Origin of the sequence: Hymenobacter sp. GOD-10R (genome assembly GCF_035609205.1) — a bacterium.
Classification (GTDB): domain Bacteria; phylum Bacteroidota; class Bacteroidia; order Cytophagales; family Hymenobacteraceae; genus Hymenobacter.
In genome coordinates, this window is the sequence record NZ_CP141184.1 from 518978 (window position 1) to 533892 (window position 14915).

The 14915-nt window shown below is 55.0% G+C and carries 8 protein-coding genes; 3 read left to right on the forward strand and 5 right to left on the reverse strand.

All coding sequences use genetic code 11. From position 1 onward, the window contains the following. Positions 1–76: 76 nt before the first annotated feature. The 3 genes from SD425_RS02260 to SD425_RS02270 are packed head-to-tail and all read left to right on the forward strand — an operon-like array spanning position 77 to position 2750. Complete coding sequence (locus SD425_RS02260) at positions 77–817, forward strand: (Fe-S)-binding protein (protein WP_324674983.1); 741 nt, start codon at positions 77–79, stop codon at positions 815–817. Then, positions 814–2184: a lactate utilization protein B gene (locus SD425_RS02265; RefSeq protein WP_324674984.1), complete on the forward strand. Its 1371-nt coding sequence runs from the start codon at positions 814–816 to the stop codon at positions 2182–2184. Before SD425_RS02260 ends, SD425_RS02265 begins: the two co-directional genes overlap by 4 nt. Before the next feature lie 2 nt (positions 2185–2186). Continuing rightward, the gene (locus SD425_RS02270) at positions 2187–2750 is read left to right on the forward strand and encodes a LutC/YkgG family protein (protein ID WP_324674985.1); all 564 of its coding nucleotides are present in this window, start codon (positions 2187–2189) and stop codon (positions 2748–2750) included. Positions 2751–2951: 201 nt separating this feature from the next. On the opposite strand, the gene SD425_RS02275 is transcribed toward SD425_RS02270, so the two are convergent. From SD425_RS02275 to SD425_RS02295, 5 genes are all read right to left on the reverse strand, one after another. Next, positions 2952–4364, reverse strand: a complete 1413-nt coding sequence (locus tag SD425_RS02275; protein ID WP_324674987.1) for a glycoside hydrolase family 28 protein — start codon at positions 4362–4364, stop codon at positions 2952–2954. Between the two features lie 152 nt (positions 4365–4516). Beyond that, a complete protein-coding gene (locus tag SD425_RS02280) occupies positions 4517–6022 on the reverse strand; it encodes a RagB/SusD family nutrient uptake outer membrane protein (protein ID WP_324674989.1) in 1506 nt (501 codons plus the stop codon). Between the two features lie 35 nt (positions 6023–6057). Further along, entirely contained in the window at positions 6058–9180 is a 3123-nt protein-coding gene (locus tag SD425_RS02285) for a TonB-dependent receptor (RefSeq protein WP_324674991.1), read from the reverse strand. Positions 9181–9620: 440 nt separating this feature from the next. Continuing rightward, positions 9621–11549, reverse strand: a complete 1929-nt coding sequence (locus SD425_RS02290; RefSeq protein WP_324674993.1) for a RagB/SusD family nutrient uptake outer membrane protein — start codon at positions 11547–11549, stop codon at positions 9621–9623. Between the two features lie 30 nt (positions 11550–11579). Further along, positions 11580–14696, reverse strand: a complete 3117-nt coding sequence (locus SD425_RS02295; RefSeq protein WP_324674995.1) for a TonB-dependent receptor — start codon at positions 14694–14696, stop codon at positions 11580–11582. Positions 14697–14915 lie beyond the last annotated feature (219 nt).

Below are 14915 nucleotides of genomic sequence, written 5' to 3' on the forward strand. Positions count from 1 at the left end.
AGTTGCCGTTGCACACGAGATGATTCGCAGGGCTTAGCATGACAAATGTTTTGACGGCTTCAGAAGCCAAAAGCGAATGAAAGTAGGGCTGTTTATTCCCTGTTACGTCGATCAGTTTTATCCACAGGTGGGCATTGCGACCCTTCAGTTGTTGGAAAAGCTAGGCGTGAAGGCCGATTTTCCCAAGCAGCAAACCTGCTGTGGCCAGCCAATGGCTAACAGCGGTTGCGAGCAGGACGCCATTCCGGTGTACCACAATTTCGTCGACACCTTTCAGGACTACGACTACGTGGTAGGGCCGGCGGGTAGCTGCGTGTACCACGTGCGTAAGCACTTCAACATCATCGATCAGACGCCCCAGGTAGAGCACGTGCGTACGAATACGCGGGAACTGTTCGATTTCATTATCAACGTGCTAGGCATCACCGAGATTCCCGGCTCGTTTCCGCACAAAGTGGGATTGCACCTGAGCTGCCACGGGCAGCGTGGTTTGCACCAGGCTAATGAGTCGGAGATGACACCCGTACGCGACGGCCAGCTGAAGCGCTTGCTGACTTCGATGAAAGGCTTGGAGTTTACCGAACTCGACCGTAATGATGAGTGTTGCGGGTTTGGCGGCACCTTCTGCGTATCGGAGGCTGGTATTTCGGCCCGTATGGGGCAAGACCGGGTGAAAGACCACGTGCGTAACGGTACGCAGGTGCTCACGGGCGGCGACATGTCGTGCCTGATGCACCTAGAAGGCATAATTCGTCGCGGGAAGTTGCCGATTAGAGTGATGCACGCGGCCGAAATCCTTAATGGAGCCATTTTATGAGCCATTCCCAACGTTCCGATATTTTTCTCCTCGATGCTGATCGTACCACGTGGCATGATGAGACGCTGTGGTTTGTGCGGCAGAAGCGGGACAAAGCCGTGTATGCCTTGCCCGAGTTTCAGGACTTGCGCGAGCTAGCTTCGCAGATTAAAAACCACACGCTTAGTAAGCTAGACTTCTACCTCACGCAGTTCGAGGAGGCCGCTAAACGTAACGGCGTGCAGGTCCACTGGGCCGCCGATGCTGCGGAACATAATAGCATTGTACTAGGGCTCATCAAGAAGCACAACGCTACGCGCGTGGTGAAGAGCAAGTCGATGCTGACGGAAGAGTGCCACTTGAATCCGCATTTGATCAAGAACGGGATTGAGGTAATCGACACTGACCTAGGTGAACGGATCATTCAGATGCGCGAGGAGGCACCTAGCCACGTCGTGCTGCCGGCCATTCACCTGAAGAAAGAAGATGTAGGCGATACGTTCCACATTCACCTCGGTACTGCTAAGGGCAACAACGACCCGCAGCAGCTCACCGAAGCGGCTCGCCAACACCTGCGCGAGAAGTTTCTGGCTGGCGAAGTCGCCATTTCGGGCGTCAATTTCGCTATTGCTGAAACGGGTAGTGTGGTGGTGTGCACCAATGAAGGCAACGCCGACCTAGGCGTGAACCTGGCGAAGGTGCACATTGCCTGCATGGGCATGGAGAAGCTTATTCCGCGCCTGTCGGACCTGAGCGTGTTTACGCGTGTACTCACGCGCAGCGCCACGGGGCAGCCCGTCACGACCTATACCTCGCACTTCACCAAGCCAGCGCCGGGCAAAGAAATGCACATTGTGATTGTGGATAACGGCCGCACCAAGCAGCTAGGTCGCCCCGACTTTCGGGCCTCGCTGAAGTGCATCCGGTGCGGGGCCTGCATGAACACCTGCCCCGTGTACCGCCGTAGTGGCGGCCATAGCTACGATTTCACCATTCCCGGTCCCATTGGCGCCATCCTGTCGCCGAATATCGACATGCGTAAGCACGCGTCGTTGCCATTTGCCTCCACGCTGTGTGGCTCTTGCACCGATGTCTGCCCAGTGAAGATTGACATTCATACGCAGCTGTATAAGTGGCGCCAAGTGCTGGCCGCGGAAGGCGAAATTCCGGCGAGCAAAAAGTGGAGCATGCGCCTGCTAAGCAGTGTCTTGTCGCGGCCGGGTGTATACGGGCTAGGTGGCAAAATAGCCCGGCAAGGATTGCGCTTCCTGCCGCATGGTCTCACGCACGCCAAGGGCTACAACCCCTGGGCTATTGCCCGGGAGTTGCCGGAGCCACCCAAGCAGAGCTTCCGCGACTGGTACGAACAACAGCAAAAGAAAAGCTAGGTATGAGCTCGCGCGAAAAAATTCTGGCTGCGGTGAAAGCCAATCAACCCGAAGAGTTACCGCTCCCCGACGTACCCGATTTCACCGGCGATGACTCGCTAGAGAAGTTCACGACGATTCTGGAAGGAATCGGGGGTAAGGTGGTCCCGATCCGGGGAATCACGCACCTGGATGTTGTTATCAAAGAGCTGTTCCCGACTGATGAGCGGGTGGCTTCTACGCTGATGGCCTCGACCGTATTGGTAGATGCGCTAACTCCTATCGAAGTACTAGCGGCAGTAGACGTCGCCGTTCTGCAAGGGGAGTTTGGTGTCGCCGAAAACGGCACCATTTGGTTGCCGGAAGCTAACATGCTGAACCGCGCCTTGCCCATGATTACCCAGCACCTCGTGCTGGTGCTGGATCATGAGCAGATTGTGCCCACCATGCATCAAGCTTACGCAAAGATAGGTTCCGTTGGAAACTACGGTATCTTCCTGGCAGGTCCTTCCAAAACCGCTGACATCGAACAGTCGCTAGTTATCGGGGCCCACGGTGCTCGTAGCTTGACGGTGCTATTGGTGTAGCGCTTATAAACTTCTTTCTGCTGTCATCCTGAGCTTGCGAAGGACCTTATCAGATTTGAACGAGACATTATTGCGACGCTCTAGCGTGATAAGGTCCTTCGCAAGCTCAGGATGACAGCAGAAAGGGATTGAATAGTTGCAAAAAGAAGCGGCTGCTCCTAATTGGAGCAGCCGCTTCTTTTTGCATGAGAAATGCTGGTGCTACTGCTTCATGTCTGTGCTGTTCTGAACAGCCAAAGTCGACTGGTCGGCGGCTTTGATGTTCACATTCTTCGTGGTCCAGTCTTTTGCGTAATTAATGCTCCCGGCCTTGGCGGCGGAAATAGCTAGGTCTTCCAAGGTGAAGTTCTCTAGGATAGAGTTCTGTAAGCCAGCGGCCCGAATACCAACTTTAGCATTCTGCACTTTCAATCGGGCTACGTGCACCTCACGGTAGTGGGGCAGGCCACGCTCAGGCTCCACTTTCATCAGCATGGCTTTCCAGTGGGCGGGCAAGGTCTCCTGCGTATAACCGGCCGGCAGCTCGGAGTAGCTATAGCTCGGGTTCCAGTTCATTTCCACTTCAACGGCCGAGCCAACCCCGTCCATCTCTACATCTTCAAACACGATATCTTCTACCGTGCCTCCGCGCGTAAGAGCCGACTTGATGCGCAGGCCCGCCGATGTGCCTTTGGCTTTGAGGTTATGAGCAAGGACGTGACGAATGCCACCCGAAGTCTCGCTGCCACAGGTTAGGAGCCCTGCGCCCGCGCCAGCCACACAGTCGCGAATGACGATGTATTCGGTGGGCCGGTTCACGCGCAAGCCGTCCCAGTCGCGGCCAGCCTTCAGACAGAAGTTGTCGTCGTTGCAGTCGATGTCGCAGTTCTGCACTAGCACGTAGGAGCTAGAGTCGATGTCGATGCCGTCGGTACTGGGGCCGTGTCCGCCGATGTTGTTGCGGATTACTAAACCGTCGGCCGTTACGTTTTTGGAGTAGAGGATGTGCACGGTCCAGAAGCCGGAGCGTTGCAGGGTGATGCCTTTTAGCGTCACGTTGCTAGCATTGGACACGAGTAGAGTGCGGGGCCGCTTGGCGTCATAGTCTACGATCCAGCGCAGGCCCTTTGGTTCGTACTCTTTGCGCATGGCCCAGTAGGCATCCCAGAACACTTTCCCTTGTCCATCTACGGTGCCCTGGCCCGTGATAGCCACGTTGTCTTGATCCAGGATATTGAGCAGGGCGGCAGGCCACTTCATTTCCACCCCAGCCACTCGGGTCTGGATTTCAGGGTAATCTTTGAGGTTCTCACTACCTAGGATGGTCACGCCTTTATCAAGTTGCAGCGTGACGCCCTTTTTCAAAAACAAAGAACCCGTGAGGTATTGGCCTGGGGCAAATGTGACAACGCCGCCCTTCTTAGCAGCGGCGTCAATAGCGGCCTGAATAGCTTTCGTGTTCAGGGTTTTGCCGTCGCCGACAGCCTTGTACTTCCCAACAACAAAGATAGTTTGGTACTTCGGAGCCGTTTTGGCGCCCACTTGTTTTACCCAACTTGGTGTATTAGAGGTAGGCTGCGTGAAGGTATTAAGCCAGACGAGAAAGGGTATCAAGAAGGCAAATAGTAAGGGCATACAAAGGAAAATCAGGTAAGAAAAGTGCTCAATCGAAGTACGGAGCGTACGATGGCGGCATCGCTGTAGGCTAGAGCGAAAGAGAGAAGGAGTAGGTATGCTAAGGAGTAAAAAAACGGGCAGCTCTATTGAACTGCCCGTTGATGCTAGGGTTAGTAACCTGGATTCTGCTGCCAGAAACCAGGATTTATTTGCAGTTCTTGCAATGGAATCGGGTAGAGCAGATCATGCTCATCAATCGGACGGGTAAGCTTAACGCCGTTGTCCTTAACGAACTGATTCATGACGGGAATTGCCCGGCCTGTCCGCACTAGGTCGTGCCAACGGAGACCTTCAGCGGCAAACTCCCAACGGCGCTCTTGCTCCAAGGCCAAGCGAAATTCATCTTTCGACATCGACGACAAGGCAGGTACTTTGGCGCGGGTACGAATGCGGTTAAGGATGGCTAGAGCTTGCGCGGGCACTGCCCCGCCGCTCTCTTCATTTAGCACTTCCGCATACATCAGTAGCACATCTTCCACTCGAATGATAGGGAAGTTATTGGGGTAGTCACGCTGACCAGTAGGAGCAGTAGTGCCTTTCTCCAGGAACTTGGTGAATTGCGTACGGCCCGATTTAGCATTGGTCTTGGTGTCAACGTAGCCCGAGTCGAGGCTGGCAAATTTGCGCACATCTGGCTTAGGCCAGCCGGCACCAAACAGGTTAGGATTGATAGTGGCGTCAGGACCGAAGGGCTGGTAGGCCGACCATTGCGAGGGGAACTGAAAGGCCTGATCCGACGGAATCTGGCTACCTAAGCCACCGGTGCCGGAGATGTACTGCACCTCAAAGATGTTGTACAGGTTATCATACGCAGTCTTGAAGATGTTCGTGTAGTCAGCGGCAATAGTCGGTACAGCTGTAGTCCTTCCTTCCGCGGCTACTACGTCGCCGAGCTGCTGCTTCGCCAGCACTAGCTTATCAGCTTGCTTTAGCGGGTAGCCGTACATGGTCAGGTACACCCTGCCAAGCAACGCTTTGGCCGCCCACTTCGTAGCCCGGCCTTTGTCGGCGGCGGCGTAAGTGTCGGGAAGGTTATCGGCAGCAAACTTCAGATCGTCAACAATGAAGGCATACACATCGGCAATAGGCGAGCGAGGTGTGCCTTTGGCTTCGCTAATCGTGACTGGCTTGCTCACGATTGGCACATCGCCCCAGTAGCGTACCAAATCAAAGTATGCCAACGCGCGCAGGAACCTAGCTTCACCCTGAAACTGAGGCACGCGGGTAAAGTTGAACGGTGTGATACGGTCGAGCACCGTATTGGCACGGTACACAAGCTGGTACAGGTTCGTCCACGTCGACTGAAACTGTCCAGTCTGCGAGGTAGCTAGGTAGCCGTTGATGTCGGCGTAGTCACGCTGTACGCTCAACGAGATGTTTACCACCACGTTGTCAGCGCGCATCTCCGACATGTTCCAGTGAGAATTAGTAGGCAGCGTTAGCAAGTTGCTATAGATAGCCATAACGCCCTGGTTGACATCTACCTCAGTTTTGTAGAAGTCATCGATGCTGTTATGCGCTTCCGGACTGATGTTCAGCGAGTCCTCGCAGGAGAACAAAGCTAAGCTACTCAGACTCAGTAGAGCGGTGTAGGTAAAGGCTTTAAACGATTTCATCGTAGTAAGTCAGTGTCTGATAGAAGTATAGATGATTATAGCGTCAGGTTGAAACCTAGTGTGTAGGTGCGTGCCTGAGGATACCCGCCATAATCATAAGCGCCCTGGCCTGTGCTGTTCACTGCTTCTGGCGTGAAGCCACCGGAATATTTGTGCCAGATATAGGCGTTTTCAACGGCTAGGTAGATGCGGGCGCGGTTGTAGAACCGAACGCTAGGCAAGTTGTACCCGAGGGTAATGTTCTTGATACGAATGTAATCGGAGCTGTACAGCCAGCGGGTATCGTAGTAAGCACCCGTGGTAGCGCCGATGCTCGGCGTCATGCCGTCGCCAGGATCATCCGGCGACTTCCAACGGTTGCTCCACTTTGCGAGCTTGTTGTACAGGTAGCCCATGCCGGGTCGGTCGATAGAACGACCAATCATGGAGTAGATTTGACCACCCTGCTGCGCGTTGACTAGCATGGATAGATCGAAGTTTTTGTAGGTAAACGTGTTTGTGATACCGAAGATGAACTTGGGCTGTGGATTGCCTACAATTGTGCGGTCATTGTTGTCAATCACCCCGTCGCCGTTCACGTCGCGATACTTCGAGTCACCAGGTATCGACTTGGTCATGTGAGGGCTATTGTCAACATCCTCCTGATTCTTGTACACGCCAATGGCATCATACAGTAGGAAGGCATTAACTGGCTGTCCCACTTGGATAATCGAAGTTAGGTTGTCGTAGCCCGTCTGAATAGGCGTGTTGTCGCCGGTGAGAGCCAGCACCTTGTTGCGGTTGTACGACACATTGAACGAGGTATTCCAAGCAAAAGCCCCGATTAAGTTGCGTGAGTTCAGACCTAGCTCAATGCCTTTGTTGTTGATGTTGCCTACGTTCTGGTAGCTAGCTGTGAAGCCCGTGAGTGCCGATTGCGGAGCGTTCAGCAGCAGGCGCGTGGTCTTGCGGGTGTAAGCATCGGCGGTTACCTGCAAGCGGTTGTTTAGTACCGCGAAGTCGAAGCCCACGTTGTAGCTGTTGCTTTGCTCCCAGCTCAGGTCCGGGTTAGCATAGTTGGCTGGGCCATAGCCCGTCATGGCTACACCGTTGAGCGAATAGTTGGCCGTGTTCAATAAGCCGTACTGCACGTTGTCCGGAATGCGGTTGTTGCCCGTTACACCGTAGCTAGCCCGAAACTTAAGATCGCTCATAAAGGTGATGCCATTCATGAACTCCTCGTCTGACACGCGCCAGCCAAGCGAAGCAGCCGGAAACAAGCCAAAGTGCGAGTTTGAGCCAAACTTCGAAGAACCGTCCCGACGTAAGCTAGCTGCTAACAGGTACTTCTCTTTGTAATTGTACTGCACGCGGCCGAAATAAGAAATCAGCTTGGTGGTGTAAGGAACGGTGGTGTTAGTGGTCGTGGTCGAGTTGGCGTTATTAAACAAGTACGTCCAGTCGTTGGGGAGCTTAGTAGCTACTTGCTGACTTTGATCCAGCTTGGTCCATTCGTTAGAGTAACCAACCAGGGCGCTGATGTTGTGGTCGCCAAACTGACGCGTGTAGTTCAATACGCCTTGGGCTAGGTAACGGGTGCCGTACTGCTGATTGCGCACCGAGCGGCTAGCAGCGCCTGCGCCACCAGCCGTAGCCCAGTCGCGGGTAGCGTTGGTGGGCGTAAACTGGTTGTCGAGGGTGTAGTTATTATCCATGGCGCCGAGCAGCTGAAGCTGTAAGCCTTTCGTCACGTCGACATTCAAGCCCATGTTCGCGTTCAGACGAGTGCGAGTCGTTTTGAAGTTAGTGCGCTCCATCACGGCTACGGGGCTGATGTAGCGACCCGACCAAGCATAAGCGGAGTAAGGATCGGCACCTACCAGAACACCTGCCTTCTTCGGACCGACGGGAGGCATCTGAACGGCGACCATAGCCTGAGCATCTTTACCATCTACGCGGCCTAGGCCCGACCACTCGGTGGTAGGTGCCAGCGTCATCGTGAGCTTCACACCTTTGCGGATGCGAGCGTCAAAGTTGGCGCGCAGGGTAGCCCGGCTTAAACTCGAGCCTACAGCAATACCATCCTGGTTCAGGTAAGAGCCATTGACGTTGTAGTTGAAATCGTCGGTGCCGCCTGATACACCAATTTGGTACTGCTGCATGATGGCTTTGCGGAAGAAAGCATCTTGCCAGTCAGTATAAGCCAAACTATCGGAGCCGTACTGCCACAGTGGGTCGTACATGTAGGTCGTGTTTGGGCTAGTCAGCGAGGTTCCTAGCTCTGAAGCCCGGTAACTCATGGGGTCGCTGGCTTTATAAGGCTTATTCACAGTGGTTTTGCCGCGGCTCACCCAGGCTTCGTCGATGCCATCTTTGCGCTGCTGGATCCATTGCTCCGGCGACATCATGTCGATGCGGCGTTCCAGAGATTGCACGCCTGTGAAGCCTGAGAATTGCAATTGAGGCTTACCTTTCTTGCCACGCTTGGTAGTCACGAGTACGACGCCATTGGAGCCACGCGAACCGTAAATAGCGGCCGACGAAGCATCTTTCAGCACCTCGATATTGGCTACGTCCGTTGGATTAATGCCGCGCAAGTTGTCCACGGGTACCCCATCCACTACGTAAAGGGGCTCGTTGGAAGCGTTAATGGAGCCCGTACCACGTACACGAATGGAGAGGTCTGCTCCGGGCTCACCCGTAGTAGTTTGCACCGTTACGCCTGGCATCTGCCCTGCTAAGGCATTCTCGATCCGGTTAATGGGTCGCTCTTCTATTTCTTTGGCTGTAACACCGGCTACGGCCCCAGTTACGTTACCCGCTTTCTGGGTGCCGTAGCCAACTACCACTACTTCATCCAAGGCTTTGGTGTCGGCACCTAGGACAACGTTTACCTCCGATTTACCATTGATCGGTACCTCCTTCGTGATATAGCCCACGAACGAGAATACAAGGGTGCCGGTACGATTTGGGATATCGAGGGTGAAGGTGCCGTCGGGGCCAGTGCCGGCTCCCACGGTAGTACCCTTCAGTACGACGGTCACGCCTGGCAAGCCGTCCTTCGAGTCAGCAGCTGTTACTTTGCCGGTAACTGCTTGCGCTAACACGGCCTGAGCGGACAGCAGGAAAGTTGCTGCCAGCATCGTCGGCCGAGTTAGATTAAGTACAGTTTGTTCCATATCTAAAAAGTAAGTTTTGAATTATTTATTTCGTGGTGGGACAATGCCAACGTTTTCGGGTACTGTTGCAGAATAATCGCAAACGTTTGCAAACTGAAGCTCAAAAAATACTCAAGGCAAAAGATCATATAAAGAAGAAGCAGTGAGGCAAATAGGCACCCCGTCAGGTAGATAAGAGGAGCAGGTGTGCATTGGCAGAAAGGAAGTTAAGCACTAAACAGATTAATAATTTATTAAATATAAGATAGGACACATCCCAGTGCCTTCCCGCACCCTCCTGCCTTTTTAATAATATTAGATTAGCTATATAGATGAGCGCTGGCTAGCTCGTACACGGGTTTATGCCTCATCATTATTCTGGGAGTATAGACGCACAAAAAAAGGCTGAGCCACTTTGCGTGACTCAGCCTTTTATAGCAAAATTTTGTTAGGGTAGTTCCCTAGTAGCCGGGGTTCTGCTCGGCTTGGCGTTCGTCAGAAGTTAGAGGTTTACCGTCCCGGAATACGCGTTCCAAATGTTGCTGCGGAATGGGTCGTAGCTTATGAAACGGCTGGATGTTCTTTGCATCGGGGTTGTGGTAAGGAGCCCGGAGCAGTACGGTTTCGGTACGCACTAAGTCCTCCCAGCGGTACAGCTCGCCGAGTAGCTCGCGGGTCCGCTCGTTCAGAATGAAGTGAATGAAGCGGTCCTTCTCGGAGCTCACCGATGCTGGGTACATCTCGGCGGGGTCGTTGGTGCTGAACTTGGCCGTCGTTATCTGCAAGGCCGGATACGTGCTGCCAGCGTCGTTCTTGCTGCCACCTTCCACTTTCCAGAATTGCGAGGGTTTCGCTTCACCGGCTTTATAAGCGGCGCGCTGGCGTAGGGTGTTGATGTAGGTCACAGCCTTGCCGTAGTCGCCTTTGCGACCGTAAGCTTCGGCCGCAATCAGGTAGGTTTCGCCCAGACGGGCTAGGATACCATCACGCGTGCCGCGGGTTTCGTTCACGTTCGCCCGGAACGGATCCAGGAACTTCACGAGCGAGGGGAAGCGGCTGCGCCCTCCCACATCACCGGTGGGCGAGTAGTAGGAAGCTAGGGCCCCCGAAGCAGTGCGGTAGTAGCGGGCCGCTATCAGGTAGCGCGACTTGGTAATCTGCGCGTTCGTGAGCGCCGTTTGGGGCGTGTTCACGATGATGTACATCGCCGTGTCGCCAGTGGCGAACTTAGGCTGACCAACCTGCGCAGGCGTGGGGGCATCGGCAGCCGTCCACTTTGGAATGCTAGACGCCGTGTTGGAGTAGTACGCCGTTTTGATGCTCTTATAGAAGCGCGAGTCGTTCTTACGGTCGAAGATGTCCATGGCGTAGTTTGTGGGCATCAGGCGACGATAAGGACGCCCGCCTGCTACGTCGCGGGTCATGCCAGGCACGTTCACGTCGTACTGGATCGAGTAGTACAGGTGCATGGTGTTGCCGAGCGTGCCAGCGAGGGTCAGTACGTTGTTGAACTGCGCGGCAAAGATGATTTCCTTGCTGGTCTGCGCGGCGCGGCTGTTGCTGTAGTTACTGATGTCCCAGAGCTTGCCAAAATCGGTTTCCAGCTGAAAAGTGCCGGAGTTAATCACTTGGTCAGCGTAATAAGCGGCGCTGTCCATATCGGTGGGCTGCTGGCCGCGTACGTCGGTTACGGCGCTGCCGCGGGTAAGGTACACCTTGGCGAGGAAGTGCTGCGCCGCGCCGCGCGTGGCCCGGCCAAACTCAGTGTTGGTTGGCGTTAGGTTGGCAGCCGCAAAGCGTAAGTCGGAGACGATGGTGCGGTAGATAGTCGGCACGGCGGTGCGTGGAAACTCCAGTTGCACGCCTTCGCTCGACTTCAGCACCAACGGAATGGCGCCGAACTGTTGCACCAGCTCGAAGTAATAAAGGCCGCGCAGGAAGCGTAGCTCCGCTAGGCGCTGCGTTTTCTGCACGTCCGTAGCTAGGGTAGTCGTGCCGGCTATTTTCGGAATTAGCTCAAGGCCCGTATTGCAGCGGTTGATGCCCTGGTAGCACCGCGACCAGAAGTCGTTCTCGAAGTTATCGATACCGTTGTTGGGGTTCAGGCGGGCATCGTACGTGTTGTAGTACACGTAGTTGATCTGGTCGCCGTGGGTAAACTCATCGGTGCCGAAGTTGAACAGCGTGTAGCCCTGCTCGCCCTCAAACTTGGCTCGGGTGGGCTCATAGGCCGATTTTACCAGGTCTTGCAGGCCTTGCTCGGTGTTGTAGTAGTCGTAGGTGAGCGTCGAAACGAGCTCCTCGTTTAGGTAGTCTTTACAAGCCGAAAGGCCTAGGCCTGCTAGGGTAAACAGCGCGGCCAGCCAGGTTTTTGTATGTCTTTTCATCATGATTGCGGGAAGAAAAAGCTAGCCTTATGATCAGAATCCAACGCGCAAGCCTACAACTAGGCTTTTTACACTGAGGCTGTTATCAGAAACGGTGCGCGTATTTGGGTCCGTGATTTCTGGGTCGAAATTCTTGACATTGGTGAAGAGGAAGGGGTTTACCACGTTCACGTAGGCGCTCAGGTTCTGACCTTTGAATTTCTCAACGATAGCCTTGGGGAAGGTATAGTTCAGGGAGATGCTGCGCACCTTCACGAAACTGGCCGAGATAAAGCGGCGGGCATCACCGTAGAGGGCAATGTCGGCGCTCTTATCGGGGCGGGGATAGTCGTTGCTGGGGTTGGAGAGCGTCCAGTAGTTCACGTCGTTGGCCTGGTAGCGGCCCCCGAGACCAGGGCGGAAGTTCAGGTTCGTCATCTGGCCCACCCGCGCATACACCAGGAACGACAGATCGAAGCCAGCGTAGGAGAAGGTGTTGTTTACACTGCCCGACCACTTCGGCACCGTCGAACCTAGGATGGTCTGGTCCTGGGCGTTAATCTTGCCGTCGCCGTTGATATCGGCCACCTTGATCTGGCCAGGTACTTGGCCGTAGCTCTTAGCCAAATCCGCCTCATTCGTTTGCCAGATTCCGGTAAACTTGTAGTTGTAGTACACGTTGATCGGCTGCCCGATAAACCAGCGGTTCCCAACGTCGTCCTGCGCGCCCGACGACAGCTTCACGAACTCTTCCTTGTTCTTGGTGAAGATGAAGTCGGTGCCCCAGCGAAACTTCGAGCTTTCGATGTTGCGGGTTGAAAGCGCCACCTCGATGCCCGTGTTGCGAGTATCGCCAATGTTTTGCAGGATGGTGCCGAAGCCAGAAGCAGTTGGGATGGCGCGGGGTAGGAGCAGGTCAAACGTGTGGGCACGGTACACATCCACCGAGCCGCTGATGCGGTTTTGGAAGAAGCCGAAGTCAACACCTAAGTTGATCGTCGATGTCTTTTCCCAGCTTAGGTCGGGATTTTTCAGGGCGGTGGGCGCATAGCCGTAGGCAGGCGTTTCGTCCCACACGTAGGCTGTCTGACCTAGGGTACCACCTGTCAGGTACGGATCAACCGACGACTGGCCTACCACGCCGTAACCGGCGCGCAGCTTTAGCTCGGTGAGCTGGTTGATGTCTTTCAGGAACGATTCTTCCTGAAGCTTCCAAGCTAGGGCAAACGAGGGGAAGAACGCCCACTTGTTGCCGGGCGCCAGCACCGATGAGCCGTCGTAGCGACCCGAAGCGGTCAGCACGTAGCGGTCCTTGAAGCTGTAGTTGATACGACCCATCCACGACTGCAACCGACGCTTAGAAAAGGAGCTGCCGAACGTCTCAGGGCTGCTATTGTAGCTCGAACCTAGGTTGTACCACTTCTGGCTGTCGTAGGGTAGGTTAGATGCGGTGATGAAGGATCGTTCGCTACGGTCCTGCTGGGCGCTTTCCAGCACCGTAACGCCTAGGCTGTGGTTGCCAAACTGCTTGTCGTAAAAGAGCAGGTTTTCCACCACGTAGGTGAAGTTCTGGTTCTGGTCGTTGCGACCCCACGAGGTGCCACCCTGCCGGTTCGACGACCGCGCCGCCTGGAACTCGCCACTCCGTCTGTTGCGGAAGTCAGGTCCTACGTTGATGCGGAAGCGCAGGCCGGGAGCTAGCTTCGCCTCGGCGTAGAAGCTGCCAAAAAAACGGGTCGTGCGTCGCTCATCAAATACCAGCTCAGGATCCAGAATGGGGTTCACAATGTTCACGTCGGCGCCGGGCAGGAAGATGGGGTTGCCGCTGGGGTCGTAGGGCACCGAGATGGGCAACTGATTGACCATCTTACCATAATAGTCGGTGCCGAAGTTCTGTAGGTTCAGGTTGGCGTTGGTCGAGCCGCCTACCGAGATGATGTTATTGACCTTGTAGTCGAGGGTCATGCGGGCCGTGTAGCGCGAGAAATCCTGGCTGATCTGCACCCCCCGCTGTTTGAGGTAGCCGATCGAGATGGATGCCCGCAGCTTGTCGGTGCCGCCGCTGGCGCTGATCTGGTGGCTTTGCGTGATGCCCGTGCGCAACGCTAGGGCGCCCCAGTTGGTCGTGCGCACTTTGCTGTTGTCGTAAACCGGAATTTCGGTAACGTTGGCGCCATAGAGAGCCTTTTCCTCATCCGTGGTCGGACGCGTAGCTACCACCCGGTTCGCGCGGTCGGTCCACGTATACGCGTCGGCAATGCCTTCCCAGGTATAAGGATCAGTGCCGAAGATGGCGTAGTCGGTTACTGGATTCGGGTAGAGCGTCGGATAGGAACCCGAGGTGCGATTCGCCTCGCGGCGGTACTCGGCAAACTGCGGTCCGGTAAGCACGTCGGCTTTCACCAACGGCTTGTCGAAGCTCATGTAGGTGTTATAGTTGATCGTGAACTTGCCTTCCTTGCCGCGGTTGGTCGTGATCAGCACCACGCCGTTGGCCCCACGTGAGCCGTAGATAGCCGTAGCCGAAGCATCTTTCAGCACCTCTATCGAGGCAATATCCTGGGGGTTGAAGTCATTCAAACCCGTGCCTTCTGCCAGCGGAATGCCATCTACCACGTACAGTGGGTCGTTGGACGCCTGCACCGAGCGGTTGCCGCGGATGCGAATAGCCGGCGATTCACCAGGTCGAAAGCTACCCCCGCTGATGTCGACTCCCGACGCCCGGCCTTGCAGGGCTTGGGTGATGTTGGTCGTCGGCACCTGCTGAAGCTGCTCCGCCGACACCGAAGCTAGGGAGCCCGTTACGTCGCTTTTCTTCTGGGTGCCGTAGCCCACCACTACCACTTCATCCAACGCCTTGGTATCCTGGCCGAGGGCTACATCCACCGTGCTCTTGCCATCGATGGCTACTTCCTTCGTGACATAGCCCACAAAGGAAAAAACCAGCGTGCCGGTACGGTTGGGTATCTCCAGCGAAAAGCTGCCGTCGGCATTCGTGCCCGTGCCGTTGCTGGTGCCTTTTACCACTACCGTCACGCCAGGCAGGGGCTCTTTGGTCTCGCTTGTGGTTACTCTGCCAGTAACTGTCTGCGCCCAGACCTGCTGCGTGAATAGCAGCACAGTGGTCAAGGCCAAGCACTGCCGCCATACATGGGTAATACTGTTCCTCATAGAAAAGTTGGTTAAGGTGAGAATAAGACAGTAAGTGCGCTTCGCAAACGATTGCGCCTCGTGCGGAAAGAAAGAGCGAAAAGAGCAGTCAGAAGTAGGATAGACATGACCACTACTTACTGGTTGGTCACGCAAAGCCCAAAACCGCATTAAATGCTCCTCAAATAGCAGCAAAGCCAGAGTGCTCTCCCTCCCGTACTCTCCTGTACCTAAAAATCT